This window comes from Sphingomonas sp. (assembly GCF_051962185.1).
Lineage (GTDB): Bacteria > Pseudomonadota > Alphaproteobacteria > Sphingomonadales > Sphingomonadaceae > Sphingomonas.
The window spans coordinates 1-20,603 of the sequence record NZ_JBQCCN010000138.1; the positions used below are offsets into that span (position 1 = coordinate 1).

Below are 20,603 nucleotides of genomic sequence, written 5' to 3' on the forward strand. Positions count from 1 at the left end.
CCGCCTGCTCGAAGGCAGCGCGCGCCAGGTCCAGCAAGTGATCATCGATCCCGAGGGCGACTTCGTGACCTTCGCCGGCCCCTATGGCCATGTCGCGATCGAGGCGGTCGATTATTCGGTCAACGAGATCACGCGCTTCGCGGCGCGCTGCCGCGAGCATCGCACCTCGGTCGTGCTGAGCCTCGAAGGGCTCGAGATGGAAGGGCAGATGCGCTGCGCCGCGACTTTCCTGTCGGCGCTGTTCGATGCGCCGCGCGAGCATTGGTACCCGGCGCTGGTAGTGATCGACGAGGCGCAGATCTTCGCCCCCGCCGCGGGTGCCGAGGTCAGCGAGGAAGTCCGCCGCGCTTCGCTCGGTGCGATGACCAACCTGATGTCGCGCGGGCGCAAGCGCGGGCTGGCCGGGATCATCGCCACGCAGCGGCTCGCCAAATTGTCGAAGAACGTCGCCGCCGAGGCGAGCAATTTCCTGATGGGGCGGACTTTCCTCGACATCGACATGGCGCGCGCGGCGGACCTGCTCGGCATGGAGCGCCGCCAGGCCGAGGCGATCCGCGACTTGCCACGCGGCACGTTCCTGGGGCTGGGGCCGGCGATCGCGCGGCGGCCGGTGACGATCCGCATCGGCGCGGTCGAGACCAGCGCGCGCAGCTCGAGCCCGAAGCTGGTGCCGCTGCCCGATCAGAATGTCGCCGAGGACATGCGCGGCTTCATCCTGGCGCCCGTCGAGGAAGCTTATGTGGCGCCCCCACCGCCGCCGCCCGCGCCGCGCCCGGCACCCGCCGCCGAGTTGCTCGAAGCGCTCGCTGCGACGCCGGCCGCGCAGGAAGTCGCTGAGGACAATCCGGTCGATGCGGGCGCGGTGATGGTCGATGCGCTCCACGGCATCGTCGCCGATCCGGACAGCGCTTTGCGCCCGGCAGCGGCGTTGTTCCAGGACTTCCAGGTCCGTTGCCGCATGGCCGGCCTGCGCCGCGTCAATCTCGACCCGTCGAGCTTCTCGCGCCGCCTCGCCGCCGCGCGCGCCGGGATCTACGAGCCGGAGGACGAACAATGGGCGCCGGCGATGACCGCCGCCGCCGCGGTGCCGGACGAGATGCTCGGCGCCTTCCTGCTGATCGCCCGCGCCGCGCGCGAAGGCGGGCCCTGCCCGAGCGACGAGGAGATCGCGCGCATCTACGGCACCAGCTCGCTCGGCCGCGCGCGGCGCGTGCTGGCGTACATGGAAGACCGCGACGTCATCGTGACGCGGACCGATCTGTCGGGGCGGCGCTCGGTCACGATCCCGCGGCTGGGCTGGACGACGGCGTCGACGGATGCGTGACGGCGGGCGTACCAGCAACGCTCACCCCCGCAAATTTGACGCCTCCCCAGCGAAGGCCGGGGCCCAGTTTCGTGACTCGGCGACGATATCCCGCCGCCGTCAATACATCGCGACTGGGCCCCGGCCATCGCCGGGGAGGGAGTAAAATCCAGCGAGCGAAGACTAGATCATTTCCTTCAACGGCACGCTCGCATCCATTAGCCGCGCCGGGTCGATCACCGCGCCCGTTTCGACCAGCTTGCGGCCCTGGACATAGTCCTTGGTCGCGTTGACGCAGTCGAGCGCGATCACCCTGCCCTGTTTCAGATGCACCACCGAGAAACTGCGCGCCGCCGGATCGCCGCGCACCACCGCCTGGTCGTAGCCGATCGACAGGCCGATGGTCTGGAGCTTGAGATCGTACTGGTTCGACCAGAACCATGGCGTCGCCTGATACGCCGCATCCTCGCCCAGGATAGCCTTGGCCGCGACATTCGCCTGGTCGGTCGCGTTCTGTACCGATTCCAGCCGCACCGCCGCGCCGCCGGCGAAGCGATTGGCGTGGAGCGCGCAATCGCCGACCGCGAAGACATCGGGCAGCGAGGTCCGGCATTGCGCGTCGACCCGCACGCCGTTGTCGCCCTCGGCGCCGGCCACGATCAGCGGCTCGACCGCCGGCACGATGCCGATGCCGACGACGACGAGGTCGGCGGGCACGACGCTGCCGTCGGCGAGGCGCACGCCGGTCACCTTGTCCTCACCCTCGATCGCGGTGACCGCGACGCCGAGCCGGACGTCGACGCCGTGCGCGCGATGCTCTCCCTCATAGAAGCGCGACAAATCCGGCCCGGCGACGCGCGCCATAACCCGGTCGAGCGCTTCGAGCAGCACCACCTTCTTGCCGAACTTGGCGAGCACCGCCGCCGCCTCGAGTCCGATGAAGCCGCCACCGATGACCACGGCGTGGCGGACATCGGGAAGCTCGGCGGTCATGCGATCGGCGTCGGCGCGGGTACGGACGGTATGGACCCCGACAAGGTCGTGCCCCTGACAGCTCAGCCGACGCGCATGGCCGCCCGCTGCCCAGACCAACTTGCCATAGGCGATCTCGGCGTCGTTGTCGGTCGTCACGCGATGCGCCGCCGGATCGACCGCGACGACGCGACGGTTGGGCAGCATCGTGACGTGCCGCTCTTCCCAGAAAGCGGGCTGGCGGATCAGGATGCGGTCGAAGCTCTTGTCGCCCGCCAGATATTCCTTGCTGAGCGGCGGCCGCTCATAAGGAAGCTCGGGCTCGTCGCCGACGATCGCGATCGAGCCGTCGAACTTGCCTTGCCGCAGCGCGATCGTCGCCTGCGCGCCGCCATGGCCCGCGCCGACGATTAGGACGTCATATTGCTCCATGACCTGCCGATACGCACGAACGGTGCGCCGCGCCAGCGCGACAAGCTGTCGATCGCATTAGTTCAGCTATTGGCGGCGCGGCCGTTCTGCGACGACCGCGCCGCCCTCTCCTAGAACTTGGCCCCGACGCGCGCGCCGATGGTCTGCGGCCGGATCGGCACGATGTACGGTCGCTGACCGCAACTGCCGCACTCCTGGAAGCGCGACAACTGACCGCGCACGTCGAACGCGTTCTCGATGAAGAATTCGAGATTGAAGTTCTTGAACTCGGCGCCGACCGAGAAGTCGGCCGTGGTATAGGATTTGAGCCGGCCGAGCAGCGCCGCCGGGTTGATGAAGCTGGCCGGATTGGCCACCGTCGCCGGATCGTTGGGGTCGTTCAACGCCAGGACGAATACCTTGGTCCTGATGTCGCTCGATGCCGAGCTCTGGTAATTGACCACGCCCTGCACATAGCCCTTCACGCCGTCGCTGAGCGGCACCGTGTAGCGCGCGGTGCCGTTGAGCTTGACCCGCGGCGTGATCGGGAGGCGCGTCCCCGCCGCGGCGGAGATGTAGTTGATCTGTCCGTCGGCGCCCGGCGTCGTGCAGGTGAAGGTCGGGTCGTCATAGCCGCACAAATTCTTGCGCGTCTTGGCATCGGTATAGGATCCCGATGCGGTCAGGCTGAGCCCGCCGACGGTCAACGAACTGTCGAATTCCGCGCCCCAGATCCGCGCATCCGGGCCGTTGTGGATTTCGGTGAAGCTGTTCGCGCCCAGGAACGAGAATTGGAACGCGTCCCAGTCCTGGCGATAGACGGCGGCGTTGAAGCGGAACTTGCCGCCCCACCAGGTCGTCTTCGCGCCTAGTTCGTAATTGGTCAGGAAGTCGGCCTGATACGGCGGCACGTCGCCGCGGCGGTTGATCCCGCCCGGACGGAAGCCGCGCGACACGGTGCCGTACATCAGCAGCCCTTGGCGCGGTTTCCAGCTCAGGTTGAAGCGATAGGTAAAGCCCTGCCCCGATGCCTCGACCGGGATGACCCCGCGCCCGGCCGCGTAGACGCCGAGGTTGGTGCAGGGAGCGCCGGCCACCGCGGGCGGCAGCAAGGTCGTGCTGCCGCCGCTCGCCAGCGCGTCGCGCAGGCGCTCGCCGTCGGTCGTGAAGCATTGGATATAGCCGGTCTTCGAGCTGTACGCCGCGTTCGGCGGCGACGCGGTATAGCCGCCGCCCGGGTTGCGGCCGAAGCCGAAGAAACCGATCAGCGTATTGTCGTAGATGAACGCTCGCCCGCCCGCGGTGAAGGTCAGATTGGGGGCGATGTCGTAACTGGCCTCGCCGAACATCGCGTAATCCTTGTCGACGCGATGCTGCTGGGTCAGCCACAGGGTGCCGGGCCAGCCGTTGACCGACAGGTCGGTCGCGAGGCCGGTGATCTGGTAATCCTGATGGATGAAGTTGCTCTGGCGCTGATAGAAGGCGCCGGCGACGATGCGGAACCGGTCGGTCGAGGGCGACGCGACGCGGAATTCCTGGCTCATCTTCTTGAAATGATCGGTACCGACGACGCGCTGACGCGGATCGATATTGTTGCCGTTGTTGTTCCAATAGGCGAAATAATAGGCCAGGCCGCCCACTGACGAATAGAGATTGTCATAGGCTTCCGAATAGTCGGTATAGTCGCTCGACTGCAGGTCCTTGCGATCGAGATAGGCGGCGGCATAGGTCACGTCCCAATTGCCGACCTTGCCCTCGATCGTCAGCCCCGCCTGCCAGAAGCGGTCGCGCCGGAATTCGGGGAAGAAATGCTGGACCTGAAGGTCGCCGACCTGCGGATCGAAGCCGTAGGAACCGTGGCTGCGCGTATCCTGATACATGAAGCTCGGCGTGACGGTCCAATTGCTGTTGAGATCGACCTTCAGCGCGGCGCGCCCGCCCGCGATCTCGGTATCGTTATAGTCCTTCTTGACGAACGGCGCGTTGCTCACGCTGATCCCGCCGTCGGGGCGGATGGTGTCGTTGGGATAGCTCGCGACCGCCGGCGGCCCGCCGGCGACATTGGGCGAGATGAAATTGCGGACGCCGGGCACATTGTCGATGAAGCCCGCGTCGCGTTCGTAATAGCCGACCGCCCGAAACGCGATGTTCGACGACAGCGGGATGTTGATCATCCCCTCCGCCTTGCCGCCCCAGCCGCCCTTGCTGACCTTGTTCCCTTCCAGGTCGATGCGGCCATAGGTCGACGACAGATCGGGCTTGTTGGTGATGATACGGATCGTGCCGGCCTCGGACGAGGCGCCGTACAGCGTGCCCTGCGGTCCCGACAGGCTCTCGATACGGGCGATGTCGTAGATATGGACGTCGAGATTGCCGCCGATCGTCGTCACCGGCTGTTCGTCGAGATAGACGCCGACCGAGGGCAGCGAGCCCGAATGGTTGCCGTCGCCGCCCGACGCGACGCCGCGCATATAGACGACGTTGGTCCCCGGCGTGCCGCCCAGTGCCTGGAAGGTCACCGACGGCAGCGACGCGACATAATCCTGGAAGTTCGAGATATTGAGTTCGTCGAGCTTCTTGGTACCGAGCGCCTGAACGCTGATCGGCACGTTCTGCAGCGTGTCCGAGCGCTTCAGCGCGGTGATGATGATGTCGCCGTTCTGCCCCTGGTTGTCGGCCTGGTTGTCCGGCTGTGGCGCGGGTGCCGGCGGCGTTTCCTGGGCCAAGGCGGGGGTTGCGGCGAGTGCTGCGGACGCGAGCAGCGCGCTGACGGCGAGACGACGACGAACGAACGACATCAATGGCCCCTTTGCGTTTTTGTTACGCAAGCGTGTTCGCGGGCGCAGTATACGTCAAGCAAAGAGCGGCGAGGCGGAAATTTGTGTGCTCGCCCGTTGCGTTTTTACAACGCGGCCGGTGCGGCCGGATATGCGTCGAGCACGTCACCGAGCGCCGCCTCGAGCGGGCCGAGCCAGGGCTCGAACGGCTTCCAAGCCTCTGTCCCTTCGCGGAATATCGGCTGCCGGACCTGCTCCGAACTCGCCGTGCGCACCGCGCGCTCGGTCTCATGGAAGGCGATGCAGGCCGGCTCGAACGCGAGCCCGCAATAATCGAGCAGGCGCCGCACTTCGCGCTCGGTATGGTCGACCATGTCCTCGTAGAGCACGCGATGGACGCGGCCCGGCAGGACGCGGTCGACATGCGCCATCAGCCGGACATAGTCGCGATAATAGCGGCCCATGTCGTCCAGCCCGTAGCTGAATGCCTGGCCGCGCGCAAAATGCTGTTTGAAGTTGGAGAAGCAGCAGCCGAGCGGATGGCGCCGCGCGTCGATGATCTTCGCCTTGGGCAGGATCAGGTGGATGAACGGCAGATGCGCCCAGTTGTTCGGCAATTTGTCGATGAAACAGGGCCGATCAGTGCGCCGCTGAACCCGCGTCCGCTTGAGATATTCCTCGCCCAGCGCGCGATATTTGTCCGCGGGGAAATCCGCCGTGCTCTCGGGATAATTCGGGTCGCGGCGCGCGAGCACGGGAATGTCCGGCAATTCGCTGGTGCCCTCGACCATGCTGTGGCTCGCCAGGATCTGTTCGACCAGGGTCGATCCCGAGCGCGGCATGCCGAGGATGAAGATCGGATCGGGCGCGTCGCAGCCCTGCCCGGCATGGTCGGCGAGGAATCCGGCGGTGAACGTGGCGATCGAGCGATCGACGAAGCGCTCGGTCTCGTCCGGGTCATAAGGCAGCTTCGCCCGCCGCAGCCTGTTGCCGGCATCGTAGTGACGAAACGCCGCCTCGGCCTGTTTGCGGTCTTCGAACGCCTTGCCGAGCGCGAAGTCGAGATGGAAACGATCCTCGTCGGAGATGCCGGGCTCGCCCAGCGCCGCTTCCATCGCCGCGATGTCGCCATCGTCGAACCTGACGGTCTTGAGATTGGCGAGGCTCCACCACGCCTCGCCCAGCGCCGGCATCAGCGCGATCGCGCGGCGATAGGCGGCCACTCCGTCCTGCTGCCGCCCGACCGTCTTCAGGATATGGCCATAGCTCATCCAGATGCGTGGCTGGTTGGGCGCGTCCTTGAGCACGCGGTCGTAGAGCGCGATCGCACCGTCGAAATCGCCGACCCGGCCGAACGCCGCGGCTTGCAGATTGGCATGACCGGGATTGTCGGGATCCTCGGCCACCACCTGGGTCAGTTGCTCGATCGCCTCGGCCGGACGGTTGAGGCGGTAGAGGACCAGCGCGAGGTTGGCGCGCGCGGCGGTGAAGCCGGGCGACAGGTCGACCGCGCGCCGCAGCAAGGCCTCGGAATCGCGATAGCGGCCGATCCGGCCGGCTAGTTCGGCCAGCATGCGCATCGCCGCGACGTCAAACGGATCCTCGTTGAGATGCTGTTTGAGCAATGGCTCGGCGACGTGCAGCGCATTGTCGTTGAGTGCCATCGCCGCCTGGATGAGGCGCGGATGATAGCGCCCGCTCGCCGCCATGCCGCTCGTTCCGCCAGGTGCCCCGCTCGCCATCGCCGGCATCCTAGGACGCGCACTCGAAAAGGACCAGTAGCGCGGCACGCCGCGACGTGCTTTGCTGCGCGCCGAGGGGAGCCTGGGCGATGGACGCAACAGAAAAACGGCCGTTCGGATTCTGGATGGCGGCGGCCCTGGTCGTCGGCGGCATGATCGGATCGGGCATCTTCGTGCTGCCCGCGCAACTGGCGCCTTACGGCTGGACCGGGGCGGCGGCCTGGCTGTTCTGCACCGCCGGCGCGCTGGTGATCGCCGTCGTCCTGACGCGATTGGCCGCATCGATGCCGCGAGCGAGCGGCGCGGTCGCGATCTGCGCGGAGATACTCGGCCCCTTGCCCGGGATGCTGATCGGCTGGGCCTATTGGGTGGGGGTGTGGAGCGCCAATGCGATCATCTCGCTGACCGCGATCCGCTATCTCGGCCAGTTCTGGCCACCCTTGACCGCGACCCCGCTGGCCTCGTCGATCGGCGCGGTCGTGCTGATCTGGCTGCTGACCGCGCTCAACCTGCGCGGCGCCAAGGCGGCGGGGCGGTTCCAGGTCGTGACCACCGCGCTCAAGCTGCTGCCGCTGATCGCGGTGCTCCTGATCATCGGCGGCCTCGCCTTCTCCGGCGGCGCGCAGTTCCGCGCCGCGCCGCATCCGGCCTTCGAATGGGATCAATTGACCGCCGCGGTCACGCTCGCGTTCTTCGCGCTGATCGGCTTCGAGGGCGCGAGCATCGCGGCCGAGCGCGTACGCGACCCCGCCCGCAACGTCGTCCGCGCGACGCTCGCAGGCCTGGTGTTGACCGCCTTGCTCTACATCGTCGTGTGCTCCGGCATCATCTTCGCGCTGCCCGAGAAGACGGCGGCCGATGCCGCCGCGCCGATGGCGATGTTCGTTGCGACCTTCTGGGGCAATGACGCGGGGCTGGCCGTCGCCGCCTTCGCCGCGATCGCCGCGATCGGCTGTCTCAACGGCTGGATCCTGCTGCAGGGCGAATTGCCGCTGGGCATGAGCCGTGCCGGCGTGCTGCCACGCTGGGCCGGCATCACCAACCGCCGCGACGTGCCGGTCGGCCCGCTGGTCGTCGCGAGCACGCTCGCCTCGATCCTGGTGCTGAGCAATGCCTCGAAATCGACCGGCGCCTTGCTCGATTTCATGCTGCGGCTGACTACCGCCTCCACCTTGTGGATCTATATCGGCGCCTGCATCGCCGCGCTGAAGGCCGGCATCGCGCGGCCGTTCGCCGTGCTCGGCCTGATCTTCGCCTTGTGGGCGCTGTGGGGCAGCGGGATCCAGGCCGGCAGCCTCAGCATCGCGCTGATCGCCGTCGCGGTGCCGCTCTACTTCCTCGCACGCCGCGGCGAGTCACCGCGCGCGGTCAACAATGACGAAGCCGAGCAGATTTTCGGATAGCGGCCTGGGATCCAGCGGCGGCCGGACTAGCGCCTAGCCGAACAGCCGGCCCAACACCGTTCGATCGCGCAATATCTCGTGCGCGGCATTGTGGCCGGGAGCGCCGGTGACACCGCCGCCGGGATGCGTCCCCGCGCCGCACATGTAGAGGCCCTTGATCGGGCTGCGATAATCGCCGTGCCCGAGCACCGGGCGCGCCGCCCAGAGCTGATCGAGCGACATATGACCGTGCATGATGTCCCCGCCGATCAGCCCGAACTTGCGCTCGAGGTCGAGCGGCGAATGGATCTGCCGCGCGATGATCGCCTTCTTGAAGTTGGGCGCATGGTCGTTGACCGTCTCGATGATCAAATCGGCCGCCGCCTCGCGCTCGTCGTCCCACGACCGGCCGTCGGGCAGGACCGGCGCAAACTGCTGGCAGAACAGGCTGGCGATATGCATGCCGGGAGGCGCCAGGCTGTCGTCGACCGAGGTCGGCAATTTCATCTCGACGATCGGCTTTGTCGACCAGCCGAACGCCTTGGCGTCGGTGAACGCCTTGTCCATGTAATCGAGCGTCGGCGAGATGATGATGCCGCAGGTGTGATGCTCGGCCTTTTCCTTGCCCGGCAGCACGGTGAAATCGGGCAATTCGCTGAGCGCGACGTTCATCCGGAAGGTGCCCGACCCGGCCTTGTAGCGGTCCATGCGATGCGCGAATTCGGCGGGCAGGTCGCTGCGGTCGACCAATTGGCGGAACAGCAAGGCCGGCCCGGCATTCGAGGCGACGATCGGCGCCGCGATCTCCTCGCCGCTTTCGAGCACGACGCCGGCAACCTTGCCGCCATCGACCAGCACGCGCGCGACCGGCGCTTCCAGGCTGATCTCGACGCCCATGTCGGTCGCCGCCTCGGCCATGTATTTGGTGATCGCGCCCATGCCGCCGACCGAATGGCCCCACATGCCCTTCTTGCCGTTGATCTCACCGAACACGTGGTGCAGGAGGACATAGGCGCTTCCCGGTGAATCGGGGCTGGCGTAATTGCCGACCACCGCGTCGAAGCCGAATGCGGCCTTGATATATTCGTTCTCGTACCAGCCATCGAGGAAATCGCGCGCCGATTTGACGAACAGGTCCATCACGTCGCGCTGCGCCTCGATATGCATGCCGGCGAGCTTCTTGCCCTGCACCGCCGCCGCGAGCAGTGCCTTCAGGCCGCCCCCGGCGTTGGGCGGGGTCTTGAGCGACAGGTCGCGCAGCACGTCGGCGACGCGCTCGAGCGCTTCCTCATATTTGGGGAAGGTATCGGCGTCCTTCTGGCTGTAGCGGGCGAATTCGGCGCGGGTGCGATCCTCGCCGCCGCCGAGCTTGAGATAGCCATTCTCGTTGGGGAAGAAATTGCTGATCGTCCGCTCGATGATCCGCCAGCCGCGCTCGTGGAGGCGCATATCCTTGATCACCTTGGGGCGCAGCAGGCTGACCGTGTAGCTCGCGGTCGAATTGCGGAAGCCGGGATGGAATTCCTCGGTCACTGCGGCGCCGCCGACGATCTCGCGGCGCTCGAGCACGCGGACCTTGAGCCCGGCGCGGGCGAGGTAGAAGGCGCAGACCAGGCCGTTATGCCCACCGCCGATGATGATCGCGTCGTATTTCTTGGTCATTCACCCAACCCCAATCCGTCATCCCCGCGAAAGCGGGGACCCAACTCCTGTCCGTGTCCCAAATACAACCGTCATTGCGCATGGCGACAGCCGGAGATGGGTCCCCGCTTTCGCGGGGATGACGCTAGACTTGCCTCGGCCGCCGCGACCATCCCGGGGCGGGCGGGCGGTGCTGGCGCGCTTCCGGGATGAGGTGGCGGATCTTCTTGGCGAAACTCCTGAGGCACACTTCGCTCGCGCCGATCGGGCCCGCGCCATAGGTCCGGCTCGCCATGCCGCGCTGGACGCGCTCGATCAGCCATGTGTCTTCCGCATTGACCGTACGATTGATCCGCCAATTGGCATAGCGGACCAGCTTCATCTCGCGCCGGTCGTCGGGCAGCGCGAAGGCCATTTCGCGCAGCACGCTGACGGTCGGCGACAGCGGCAGCCATTGCATGAAGTCGATCTGGTCGGCGTAGACATCGAAAGCGATGTTGGGCCACAGCTTGTAATAGCGCCACGACCTTTGGTTCGCCTCGGGCAGATGATCCACCCGCGGCAGATGCTTTTGGTAGAAACGCTCCCAGTCGTTGCCCGAGGCGCGGTCGACCAGCTCGCCCGACATCTTGTCGACCCAGGGCTGGGCCTCGATCGCATAGCTCTTGCCGAACAGCCGCGTCAGCCCGTCATGCGCGACCGGGATGTGGAGATTGTCGGAATAATTGTCGCCGACATTCTTCCAATTGACCTGGCGCTCGCGCAGGCGCGCCGGGCTGATGCAGCGCATGTCCTCGAAACGATAGGGCGCGATCTCGGCGTCGTACGGCGCCATCATCGCCGCCACCGACGGGCCGCCGTCATCCTCCAGCCGCACGAACACGAAGCCGCGCCAGATCTCGACGTCGAGCGTGGCAAGGCCGTTATCCTCGAGCCGAAGCGCCGGATAATCATTTTTCATCGGCACGCCCGACAAGCGCCCGTCAGTCTCGTAGACCCAGGCATGATATGGGCAGACCAGTTTCTTCGCGCAGCCCGTCGGCCCCTCGACCAGCCGCATCGCGCGATGGCGGCAGACATTGGCGAAGGCGCGGACCTGGCCGTCATTGCCGCGCATCGCGATCACGCTCTCGCCGAGATAGTCGAGCGTGTGGAAGTCGCCGGGCTTGGCGATATCGCTCTCGTGGCAGACGATCTGCCACGACGGGCGCAGGACGCGCGCCAGCTCGACCTCGAAATATTCGGGGTCGGTGTAGAGCCAGCCGGGCAGGCTCCAGTCGGCGTCGGGATCATGCTCCTCGATGTCGGCGTAGCGATGCGCCATGCGCGGGCTCCTAGTTGCTTGTTGTACGATCGTATAATAAGAAGCCGGCCATTGCAACCTTCGTCATGCCGGGCTTGTCCCGGCATCCACTGTGCCTCATGCAGCGACGGAGAGATGGAGGAGTGGACCCCGGGACAAGCCCGGGGTGACGAACGATGCCCAAGCCCGCATTCTCCCGCGCCGAACCCGATGCGCGCCGCCAGAGCCTGATCGAGGCGACCGCGCGCGTGCTGGCGCGTGACGGCGCTACGGGTGCATCGGTCAGGACGATCGCGGTCGAGGCGGGGGTCTCGCCGGGACTGGTCAATCACTATTTCGCCGGGATCGAGGCGCTGATCGCCGCGACCTATTCCTGGGTCGGGGATCAGGTCAGCAAGGCGCTTTCCGCCGCGGTCGCCGCGGCCGGAAGCGATCCGCACGGCCGGCTGAAGGCCTATGTCACCGCGAGCTTCGCCCCGCCGATCGCCGATCGCGCCCTGCTAGCTACCTGGATCGCGTTCTGGACGCTGACCACCAAGCCGCAGATCGCCGAGCGTCACGACACGATCTACGCGCAATATCGCGCCGAGCTCGAAGGCCTGCTCGCCGATTGCGGTATCGCGCCCACCGACCGCCGGCTGACCGCGATCGCGATCACCGCGCTGGTCGACGGGCTGTGGCTCGAGCTCTGCCTGTCGCCCGACAGCTTCACCGCCGACGAGGCACGCGGCCTCGCCGAGCGGCAACTGGCCAGCTATTTCGACAAATCGGCCAAGAGCGACAGATAATAATCGATCCCCGGCGCGATGTTGCTGATCGGGGTGCGCTCGTTGAGCCCGTGGCTGAAATCCTCCGATTCCTTGATGAAGGTCGGGCTGGCCCCGTAGCTCGGCACGTTGTGATAGCGGAACCACATGCTGTCAGACGCGCCCGACGACATCGCCGGGAACACCGGCACGCCGGGATAGACCTTGGTCATCGCGCGATCGACCGCGGCGATGAAATCGGGCCGCATCGGCGAGGCGTCGTTGGCCACCGATCCTTCGGTCACGTCCTTGAAGCTGATCGCGGGGTCGCCCGCGACCCGTTGGAGCTCAGCCATGATGTCGGCCGGTTTGTGGCCGGGAAAGATGCGGCAATTGATGTTGGCGGTGGCTTTTTGCGGCAAGGCGTTGAGCGCATGCCCGCCATTGACCATGGTCGGCACGCACGTGGTACCGATCCGCCCGACCGTGCTGGGATTGTTGCGCAGCACCGCCAGCGCCTGTTCGTCATTGGGATTGGCGACGAACGCCTTGAGCGCGGCGCCGACATCGGGCTCCTCGTACGGCGCCGCCTTGCTCAGCGCCTCTTGGGTCAGGTCGCTGAGCTCGGGCTTGAAATGATAGGCGCCGATCTTCTCGAGCGCCGTCGACAATTCGACGATCGCATTGACCGGGCGCGGCGCCGAGGAATGGCCGCCGGGATTGGTCACGGTCAGTTCGAAATCGGCATAGGTCTTCTCGGCGCCTTGCCAGGTCCAGTATTTGGGCTTGCCGGTCTTCTCGTCGAGCACGCCGCCGCCGCCGTCGATGTTGAGGACCAGTTCGGCATCCTTGAGCTTGTCGGCGATGATCGCCGAGGTCTTCATCCGGGTTTCCTCGTCGCCCGAAAATTCGATGATGATCGTCCGCTTGGGCTTGTAGCCTTCGCGGCGCAGTTCGTTGAGCGCGGCGATCGCCATCGTGCCGTCGAGCTTCATGTCGGTGGCGCCGCGGCCGAACAGATAGCCGTTCTCGACCACCGGGGTGAACGGGTCGCGCTGCCAGTCGGAGGGTTTGGCCTCGACCACGTCCATATGGCCCGAAATGACCAGCGGTTTGAGCTTGGGATCGCTGCCCGGCCAGGTCCCGATCAGGTAAGCCGTGTCGTCGACGCGCGTGATCTCGACATCCTTGTCGGCGAACCCGCCGGCGACCAGTGCCGCCTTGTAGAGCGCGGCGACCTCGGGCGTCTGGTTGTTCGGCCCGGCCACCGAGCGCAGCGCGATCGCCTTCTTGGCGAGCTCGAGCGCTTCGGTCTCGGCCTGGGGGTGCGCGGTCGATCTGGGCGCTGCCGACCCCGCCGTCGCCACCAACGCCGCCGCGATCGCGGCCAGTCCCAGCTTGTTCATCAACGACCCCTCTTGCTGCTCGCTCCGACTGTCGACCATCCATCGCCGCGGGGCAAGCGCAACAATCGTGCGCGAAACGGTGCGGTTTGGAAAAATTTTCGCCCCCATCGCCGCTACTTGGGCCGTTCGTCAGGACTTCATTAACAAACCTTGGGCAGGGTGGACACCGGTGGACTACGACCGACGCGGGGTTCGAGAGCGGCCGAGTCTTCCGAGATCGGGTATCGGGTAACGCAAGGCTATATGTCTGCCGCCGGTTCGCAGCGGCGTCGGGCGTCGACGGGGTGACGTTTCGAAGTGGAAGGCCGCATGTTCGAATCGCATGACGATATGCCGTGGAGCGGTCCGCCGGCCAACGTGTCGGCGCTCGCGGGCGAGCGTCGCCATGGCGCGCGCCACATCGCGGTCATGCGCGTCGCCAAGCTGCACACGCGGCATGGCGAGGAATTGTGCCTGGTCCGCAACATCTCCGCCGGCGGGTTGATGGCCAATATCTGGTCCGACCTCGCGATCGGCGATCCGCTGACCGCCGAGTTCAAATCGGGCCATCGCGCGTCCGGCCGGGTCGTGTGGCGACGCGAGAACCGAATCGGCATGCAATTCGACGAGGAGGCCGATGTCGCCACCGTGCTGGGCGGCGACGAGGACCCCGCACCGGGCTTTCACCCGCGCGCCCCGCGCATCAACATCGCCGCGCGCGCCCGGCTGCGCTGCGGCGCACGTTATTACGCGATCGACTTGCGCGACATCTCGCAAGGCGGCGCGCGGATTACCTCGGCGGATCCCGATGTCTGGGAAAAGATCGACGGGCCGATCGTGCTGTCGGTGACCGGCCTGCCGCCGATCGAGGGCACCGCGCGCTGGCACGATGCCAGCAATGCCGGGCTCGCGTTCAACACGCCGATCCCGCTCGACACGATCGCGCGTTGGATCGCGCAGGCGCGCGGCTGACGCCGCTTACTTGCGGCCTTTGACGAAGATATTGGCGGTCAGGCGCCCCGCGCGCGGATCGGTGCTGAACGCCATGTCGGGCGGAATGATTCCCGAATGGAGCATCGCGCCGCGATAGATGGCGAGCCGGTCGCGCACGCCCTCGACCTGGCCAATCCGCTCGTAATGCCGGTTGGAGCCATGGATATAGCCGGTCAGATCGTCGCTGGCGGTACGGGCGGCGGCGACGAAACGGTCGACATTGCGATCGTCGACCATTTCGATCCCGGTCGCGCGCTGGCGGAAGAAGGCGGTGCCCGGCGTGTCGCTCACATAGTGCAGCAAGGCCAGATAATCGGGATCGGTCGAATCGAAATGCGGTGCGCGTTGTGCGGGCTCGAGCGCGCCCGGCGGGGTCGTGACCATCGAGAAGCTCGCCTCGAGCAGGTCGAAGCTGTCGACCTCGAACGCGCCGCCGATGAACGGCGCCGCCGCCTCGAGCAGCCGCTCGACATAAGCGAACGCGCGATCGGTCGAGCGGATCGGGCGGCGCAGGCCGGGATAATAGGTCCCGGCGCTGGACGGAAACGGCGCCATCGCCGCGGCCAGATCGACGATCTCCCCGACCGCGCCGCTGAAATCGTCGACCACGACCACCGGGCTGCGGGCCTCGCCGACGTGGCGCAGTTCAGGCGTCACGGCGCGATCGCGATCCGGGCGCCCTTGGGCAAGTCGGGCAGCGCGAATCGCAAGCTGCCATCCACGATCCGCGCAGCGATCGTCTTCGATCCGATCGAGACCTTGGGCACCCCGCCCTTCCAATCATGGACTACAACGTCGAAGCCGGTCCACCACGGCTTGTAGCCGCCGCTGCGCGGATCGAACGTCAACGATCCCGCGTCGCAACGGACCGCCTGGCGCAGGAAGCCGCCGCGCCGATAGGCGAAGCTCACCCCGTCATCCAAATAGAGCGAGCCCGAGCAATCGCTTCCCGGATAGACGTTGATCTCGAGCGCACCCCTGGGCGTCTCGCCGGTCGACTGGACCAGCGGCGGTTTGGGGATGATCGCGCCCGGACGGACGAACACGCGCAAGCGGTCGAGTTTCGGCGTTTCCCTGACCGACGCGCCCTGGACGCGCTCGCCGGTCCAGTAATCGTACCAGCCGACCCCGGGCAGGGCGATATCGTAGGGCGCCGGCGATTCCCACGTCATCGGCGGCGCGATCAGCAAGTCGCGGCCGAGCATGAACTGGTCCTCGGTCCCGCCGAGACGGTCGCCGCCCTTCACCACCGCGGGATATTCAAGGAAAACGGGACGCATCAGCGGCAGGCCGGTACGACTATTCTCCTCGGCCAGGCCGTAGAGATAGGGCATCAGCCGATAGCGTTCCTCGATATAGCGCCGCCGGATCGCTTCCTGCTCGGGGCCATGTACCCAGACTTCCTGCTCGGCTTTCCCCTTTTGATAATGATCGCGCATGATCGGGTTGAACGCGCCGATCTCGATCCAGCGGGTGAGCAGGTCGGACGACGGCGGGTCGCCGGCGAACCCGCCGATGTCGTCCCCCGAATAAGCGAAACCCGACAGACCGAGGCTGACCAACTGACGGGTCGACAGCGACAGATGCGCCCAGCTCGAACTGTTGTCGCCGGTCCAGGTCGCCGAGCAGCGCTGACCGCCGGCATAGGAAGCGCGCGTCATCACGAACGGCCGCCGGTCGGGCGCGAGCTTCTTCACGCCTTCATAGGTCGCGCAGGAATTGAGCATCCCGGTAATGTTGTGCGTCTCGGCCTGGGTCGTCTTGCGCGTCTTGAAGCCGGGCGAGTCGATCAAATTGACCACGTCGATCGGCATGGTCTTGGTCGGCGAGTTGAACACCGCCGGCTCGTTCATGTCGTTCCAGAAACCCGCCACGCCCATCGCCACGAAGTCGCGATAATTGCGCCCCCACCAGTCGCGCGCCTTGGCCTGGGTGAAATCGGGGAACACCGCAGGCCCGGGCCAGACCGGGCCGACGAACGGCGTGCCGTCGGGGTTCTTCATGAAGATGTCGGCGGCCATGCCGCTGTCGTACGGCGCATAGCCCTGGTTGGGCGCATCGGCGATGTGGAGGTCGGTGATGACCACCAATTTCATCTTCATCGCGTCGAGTTTGGACACCAGTCCAGGCAGGTCTGGAAAGGCCTTCCGGTTGACGGTGAACGGCCGGTTACGGTCCTGGTAATCGATGTCGAGCCACAGCACGTCGGCCGGGATCTTGTCGGCGCGCAGCCGGTCGGCGATGCCCTGCGCCTGCGTCTGCGTCGTATAGCTCCAGCGCGACTGCTGGAAGCCGAGCGCCCATTCGGGCGTCAGCGGCGCCGGGCCGGTCAGATAGGCATAGTCCTGGACCACGTCCTTGGGCGTCGCCCCGGTCATCACATAATAATCGACCCCGCCGCCCTCGGCGCCGAACGAAAAGGCCGAGCGTTCCGATTTTCCCAGGTCCATGAACCCGCGCCAGCTATTGTCCATGAACAGGCCGTAGGTACCCCCGGCCTCGTTCAGGCCGATGACGAACGGGATCGACTTGTAGATCGGGTCGGTCGCCGGGGTGAAACCGAACTGGTCGGTGTTCCAGAAGGTATAGGCCCCGCCGCGCCGGTCGAGCGGCCCGGTCTTGTCGCCCAGCCCGAAGAAATGCTCGTCGATCGGCATCGCCTTGCGGACGCGGAAACCGCCATTGTCGAAACGGATCGGCGTGCCCGTGGCGTCGGCCAGGATCGTCTTGCCGGCGAGATCGGTGATGGTGATCGCCAGCGTCTTGTCCTCGATCCGGACGATGAGCTGCGACGTGCGCAGTTCGGTCGTGCCGTCCTTGTCGCTGACCTCGAGCGGCACTCGCGTCTCACGCGCTGCGGGCAGCACCGCCCAGGAGGCGTCCTCGGGCAGCGATCCCTCGCCCGCGCGGACACGGATGATGTCGGCGCGCGGCGCGCTGATCTCGATTTTGATGCCCTTGGCCGAGGCGGTGTAGTGATCGACGGGCTTCGCTGCGACGACACCCGGCAAGGCCAGAGCGGCGGTGGCGAGGATCAAATGCCTGAGGCGCAATTCTATGCTCCAGCCTTGAGGACGAACGTCGCGGGGGTTCCCCCCGTGGCGTTGGGCGCGATCCATACATCGAACGCGCCGGCTTCCGCATAGCTCTTCTTGTCGGGATGGACGAAGCCGAGATCGGCGCGGCTCAGCGTGAAGGTCACCGTCGCGCTCTGCCCGGGCGCGAGGTCGAGATGTCTGATGCCCTTCAGCGAGCGGACCGGCTGGGTCAGGCTCGCGACCTTGTCGTTGATGTAGAGCTGCGCGACCTCGTGCATCGGCCGCGTGCCGGTGTTGGTGACGGTCGCCGTGACCGTGACCGAGCCGCTCCAGGGGATCGCCATGCTGCTGACGCTCGTCGGCGAATAGGTCGCGGCCGAATAGGTCAGCCCATGGCCGAACGGATAGAGCGCCTCGTCGGTCACTTCGCGGTAGCGCGCCTTGTAATTCTTGTCCGCGGTCAGTTGCGGGCGGCCGGTGCGCCGGTGATTGTAATAATAGGGCTCCTGGCCGGAGGCCTGGGGAAAGCTGACCGGCAGGCGGCCTTGCGGCGCATAGTCGCCGAACACCACGTCGGCGATCGCATTGCCCGTCTCAGAACCGAGGAACCACGTCGCCATGATCGCCGGCGCATCGCGCACCGCGCCGGTCAGCGCCAGCGCGCGGCCGTGGCGGAGCAGCACGACCATCGGCTTGCCGGTGGCAGCGACCGCCTCGGCAAGCGCCAGTTGCGGCGCCGGGACGCCGATATCGACGCGCGCCTGCGCCTCGCCCGACATGCTCGCGCTCTCGCCGAGTAGGAGCACGACCACATCGGCATCCTTCGCCAGGCGGACCGCCTTGTCGATCTCGCCGTCGATCGGCGCTTCATAGTCTGAGCCGCGCGTCACACTGAGCTTCGCCTTGTCGCCAAGGGCGGCGCGGAAGCCTTCCTCGACCGTCACGCAGCTTTCGTAATCAGGGAAATTGGCCCAAGGGCCGGGATAATCGCCTTTCTGGCTCACCGCCGGCCCGATCAAGGCGATCCTGCCCTGCTTCCTGAGCGGCAGCAGGCCGCCCTCGTTCTTGAGCAGCACCATCGACTTGCGCCCGGCTTCGCGCGCCAGCGCGATCGCATCGGGGCGGCGCACGTCGCGCGCCTCGCGCGCCGGGTCGAGCGAGCGATAGGGATTGGCGAACAGCCCCATCGCCTTCTTGACGTAAAGCACGCGGCGGACGGCGGTATCGACCACCGCCATCGGCACCCTGCCCGCCTTCACCAGGTCGGGAAGGTGCTTCCAATAGAGGCCCGACTGCATCGAGATGTCGCATCCCGCGGTGATCGCCTTGACCACGGCGTCGGGGCCGTCGGCGGCATAGCCATGCAGGATCAGCTCCTCCTCGGACGTATAGTCGCTGACCACCAGTCCCTTGAATCCCCACTCGCCGCGCAGGATGTCGGTGAGGAGATAATGGTTGCCGGTCGAGGGCACGCCGGCGATGTCGTTGAAGCTCGACATGGTGGTGATCGCCCCGGCGTCGAACGCGACCTTGAACGGCGGCAGATGCACCTCGCGCAAGGTCGTCTCGGGGATGTCGGCGGTGTTGTATTCCATCCCGCCCTGCACCGCGCCGTAGGCCGCGAAATGCTTGGGACAGGCGAGCATCGAATCGTCGCGGCGGATGTCGGGCCCCTGGAAGCCGCGCACGCGCGCCCGCGCGAACTGACAGCCGAGCCAGGTGTCCTCGCCCGACCCCTCGACCACCCGCCCCCAGCGCTGGTCGCGCGCGACGTCGACCATCGGCGCGAAGGTCCATTGAATGCCCTTGGCCGAAGCCTCGACCGCCGCGGCGCGCGCGGTGCGCTCGGCGAGAGCGGGATCGAAGCTCGCGGATTCGGCGATCGGCACCGGGAACGAGGTCTTCATGCCGTGGATCACGTCGCCGGCGAAGATCAGCGGAATCCTGCTCGGGCTCTCCTCGATCGCGACTTCCTGCAGCTCGCGGCCGATCGCGGTACCGATGCCGTTGAACAGGCCGACCAGCTCGCCGCGACGGATCCGCGCCTTGAGCTCGTCGAGTCCCTGTAGGGCGATGCCGGGGTTGAGCACCGGCCCCTCGGTCCGCGCCGCCAGCGGATCCGAATAGATCGAGAGCTGCCCGGCTTTGTCCTGAATGCTCATCCGCGCGATCAGCCGTTCGATGAACGGGTCGGTCGCGGGCACCGCCTTCGCCAGCGCGGGCAGCGCCGCCGACACCATGGCGACGGCGGACGCCCCTTTCAGGAGATCGCGGCGGGACAGGTCGGTCATGGCATCGGCTCCGGTTGGTGATGCTGCCGCGCAACACCTTCGGGCCTTCCGGCCCGCGATTCGCGACGCGCCACTTTTCTGCTTGGCGAATGCGCATGAAACCGGTTACGGTGCAACCCATGGAACCGGTTACGCGGCTCGTCAGAAGCGCGCACCGTCCATCCCGGCAACGCCGCCGGTAGAGGGAAAGGATTCGAGGCGAAGCGATGGCTGCGGCCCGTTCACGTTCATCGGGATTCCCATCGCGCCTGACCGCGCCACCTATCGTCGCGCGCGCCGCGCCCGACGCTGTTCGACACCAACGACCGACCGACTAGCCCAGCAATTGGGCGGCAATGCCGTGTGCAAGGGGAACCGAGAATGACGAAGCTGATGAGGGCAAGCCTGCGGGCGGCGCTCGCGACCACCATCCTGACCGGCGGCGCGCTCGCGCTCGTCCAGCCGGCCGCGGCGCAGACCACCTCGACCATTCAGGGCCATGTCGACGGCGCCGCCGCCGGCGCGACCGTGACCCTGACGGACACAAACACCGGGCATCAGGACACCGTCGCGGTCGACGCCAACGGCAATTACGTCCTGGTCGGCGTGCCGCCGAGCACCTATCGCGTCGAATCGGGCG

The 20,603-nt window shown here is 66.7% G+C and carries 14 protein-coding genes; 5 read left to right on the forward strand and 9 right to left on the reverse strand.

Annotated elements, in window-relative coordinates:
- A partial coding sequence (locus tag ACTHJR_RS08265; protein ID WP_440522650.1) for an ATP-binding protein occupies positions 1 to 1,324 on the forward strand: 1,324 nt, incomplete at its 5' end.
- Between the two features lie 162 nt (positions 1,325 to 1,486).
- On the opposite strand, the gene ACTHJR_RS08270 is transcribed toward ACTHJR_RS08265, so the two are convergent.
- The 3 genes from ACTHJR_RS08270 to ACTHJR_RS08280 form a co-directional block, all read right to left on the reverse strand.
- Positions 1,487 to 2,707, reverse strand: coding sequence for an NAD(P)/FAD-dependent oxidoreductase (locus tag ACTHJR_RS08270; protein WP_440522651.1), 1,221 nt, complete (start codon positions 2,705 to 2,707; stop codon positions 1,487 to 1,489).
- A gap of 110 nt (positions 2,708 to 2,817) precedes the next feature.
- The gene (locus ACTHJR_RS08275) at positions 2,818 to 5,484 is read right to left on the reverse strand and encodes a TonB-dependent receptor (RefSeq protein ID WP_440522652.1); all 2,667 of its coding nucleotides are present in this window, start codon (positions 5,482 to 5,484) and stop codon (positions 2,818 to 2,820) included.
- 104 nt (positions 5,485 to 5,588) lie between these two features.
- Positions 5,589 to 7,205 (reverse strand): tetratricopeptide repeat-containing sulfotransferase family protein, encoded by a 1,617-nt coding sequence (locus ACTHJR_RS08280; protein WP_440522653.1) that lies wholly within the window; start codon positions 7,203 to 7,205, stop codon positions 5,589 to 5,591.
- Positions 7,206 to 7,294: 89 nt separating this feature from the next.
- Here ACTHJR_RS08280 and ACTHJR_RS08285 point away from each other — a divergent pair, with 89 nt between their 5' ends.
- Positions 7,295 to 8,608 (forward strand): APC family permease, encoded by a 1,314-nt coding sequence (locus ACTHJR_RS08285; protein ID WP_440522654.1) that lies wholly within the window; start codon positions 7,295 to 7,297, stop codon positions 8,606 to 8,608.
- 33 nt (positions 8,609 to 8,641) lie between these two features.
- On the opposite strand, the gene ACTHJR_RS08290 is transcribed toward ACTHJR_RS08285, so the two are convergent.
- Complete coding sequence (locus tag ACTHJR_RS08290; RefSeq protein WP_440522655.1) at positions 8,642 to 10,249, reverse strand: phytoene desaturase family protein; 1,608 nt, start codon at positions 10,247 to 10,249, stop codon at positions 8,642 to 8,644.
- 124 nt (positions 10,250 to 10,373) lie between these two features.
- Complete coding sequence (locus tag ACTHJR_RS08295) at positions 10,374 to 11,552, reverse strand: aromatic ring-hydroxylating oxygenase subunit alpha (RefSeq protein WP_440522656.1); 1,179 nt, start codon at positions 11,550 to 11,552, stop codon at positions 10,374 to 10,376.
- Positions 11,553 to 11,707: 155 nt separating this feature from the next.
- Here ACTHJR_RS08295 and ACTHJR_RS08300 point away from each other — a divergent pair, with 155 nt between their 5' ends.
- Positions 11,708 to 12,319 (forward strand): TetR family transcriptional regulator C-terminal domain-containing protein, encoded by a 612-nt coding sequence (locus ACTHJR_RS08300; RefSeq protein ID WP_440522657.1) that lies wholly within the window; start codon positions 11,708 to 11,710, stop codon positions 12,317 to 12,319.
- On the opposite strand, the gene ACTHJR_RS08305 is transcribed toward ACTHJR_RS08300, so the two are convergent.
- Positions 12,286 to 13,722, reverse strand: a complete 1,437-nt coding sequence (locus ACTHJR_RS08305; RefSeq protein ID WP_440522658.1) for a M20/M25/M40 family metallo-hydrolase — start codon at positions 13,720 to 13,722, stop codon at positions 12,286 to 12,288. The two genes, ACTHJR_RS08300 and ACTHJR_RS08305, sit on opposite strands and share 34 nt — an antisense overlap.
- Positions 13,723 to 13,992: 270 nt before the next feature.
- On the opposite strand from ACTHJR_RS08305, the gene ACTHJR_RS08310 reads away from it, so the two are divergent.
- On the forward strand, positions 13,993 to 14,634 hold the full coding sequence (locus ACTHJR_RS08310; protein WP_440522659.1) for a PilZ domain-containing protein: 642 nt from the start codon (positions 13,993 to 13,995) through the stop codon (positions 14,632 to 14,634).
- Between the two features lie 6 nt (positions 14,635 to 14,640).
- On the opposite strand, the gene ACTHJR_RS08315 is transcribed toward ACTHJR_RS08310, so the two are convergent.
- The 3 genes from ACTHJR_RS08315 to ACTHJR_RS08325 are packed head-to-tail and all read right to left on the reverse strand — an operon-like array spanning position 14,641 to position 19,984.
- On the reverse strand, positions 14,641 to 15,312 hold the full coding sequence (locus tag ACTHJR_RS08315) for a DUF6445 family protein (RefSeq protein ID WP_440522660.1): 672 nt from the start codon (positions 15,310 to 15,312) through the stop codon (positions 14,641 to 14,643).
- Positions 15,309 to 17,708 carry a glycoside hydrolase family 31 protein gene (locus ACTHJR_RS08320; protein ID WP_440522661.1) on the reverse strand — a complete coding sequence of 800 codons (2,400 nt, stop codon included), beginning with the start codon at positions 17,706 to 17,708 and terminating at the stop codon, positions 15,309 to 15,311. The genes ACTHJR_RS08315 and ACTHJR_RS08320 overlap by 4 nt, the downstream gene beginning before the upstream one ends.
- A gap of 2 nt (positions 17,709 to 17,710) precedes the next feature.
- The gene (locus tag ACTHJR_RS08325; RefSeq protein ID WP_440522662.1) at positions 17,711 to 19,984 is read right to left on the reverse strand and encodes a glycoside hydrolase family 3 N-terminal domain-containing protein; all 2,274 of its coding nucleotides are present in this window, start codon (positions 19,982 to 19,984) and stop codon (positions 17,711 to 17,713) included.
- A gap of 360 nt (positions 19,985 to 20,344) precedes the next feature.
- Here ACTHJR_RS08325 and ACTHJR_RS08330 point away from each other — a divergent pair.
- A partial coding sequence (locus ACTHJR_RS08330; RefSeq protein WP_440522663.1) for a carboxypeptidase-like regulatory domain-containing protein occupies positions 20,345 to 20,603 on the forward strand: 259 nt, incomplete at its 3' end.

What these genes read in the sequence shown, in the direction of transcription:
- ACTHJR_RS08325 (WP_440522662.1), bottom strand. Translation starts at nt 19,984, where the DNA reads ATGACCGACCTGTCCCGCCGCGATCTCCTGAAAGGGGCGTCCGCCGTC.
- ACTHJR_RS08310 (WP_440522659.1), top strand. Translation starts at nt 13,993, where the DNA reads ATGTTCGAATCGCATGACGATATGCCGTGGAGCGGTCCGCCGGCCAAC.
- ACTHJR_RS08300 (WP_440522657.1), top strand. Translation starts at nt 11,708, where the DNA reads ATGCCCAAGCCCGCATTCTCCCGCGCCGAACCCGATGCGCGCCGCCAG.
- ACTHJR_RS08305 (WP_440522658.1), bottom strand. Translation starts at nt 13,722, where the DNA reads ATGGTCGACAGTCGGAGCGAGCAGCAAGAGGGGTCGTTGATGAACAAG.
- ACTHJR_RS08295 (WP_440522656.1), bottom strand. Translation starts at nt 11,552, where the DNA reads ATGGCGCATCGCTACGCCGACATCGAGGAGCATGATCCCGACGCCGAC.
- ACTHJR_RS08275 (WP_440522652.1), bottom strand. Translation starts at nt 5,484, where the DNA reads ATGTCGTTCGTTCGTCGTCGTCTCGCCGTCAGCGCGCTGCTCGCGTCC.
- ACTHJR_RS08285 (WP_440522654.1), top strand. Translation starts at nt 7,295, where the DNA reads ATGGACGCAACAGAAAAACGGCCGTTCGGATTCTGGATGGCGGCGGCC.
- ACTHJR_RS08280 (WP_440522653.1), bottom strand. Translation starts at nt 7,205, where the DNA reads ATGGCGAGCGGGGCACCTGGCGGAACGAGCGGCATGGCGGCGAGCGGG.
- ACTHJR_RS08290 (WP_440522655.1), bottom strand. Translation starts at nt 10,249, where the DNA reads ATGACCAAGAAATACGACGCGATCATCATCGGCGGTGGGCATAACGGC.
- ACTHJR_RS08270 (WP_440522651.1), bottom strand. Translation starts at nt 2,707, where the DNA reads ATGGAGCAATATGACGTCCTAATCGTCGGCGCGGGCCATGGCGGCGCG.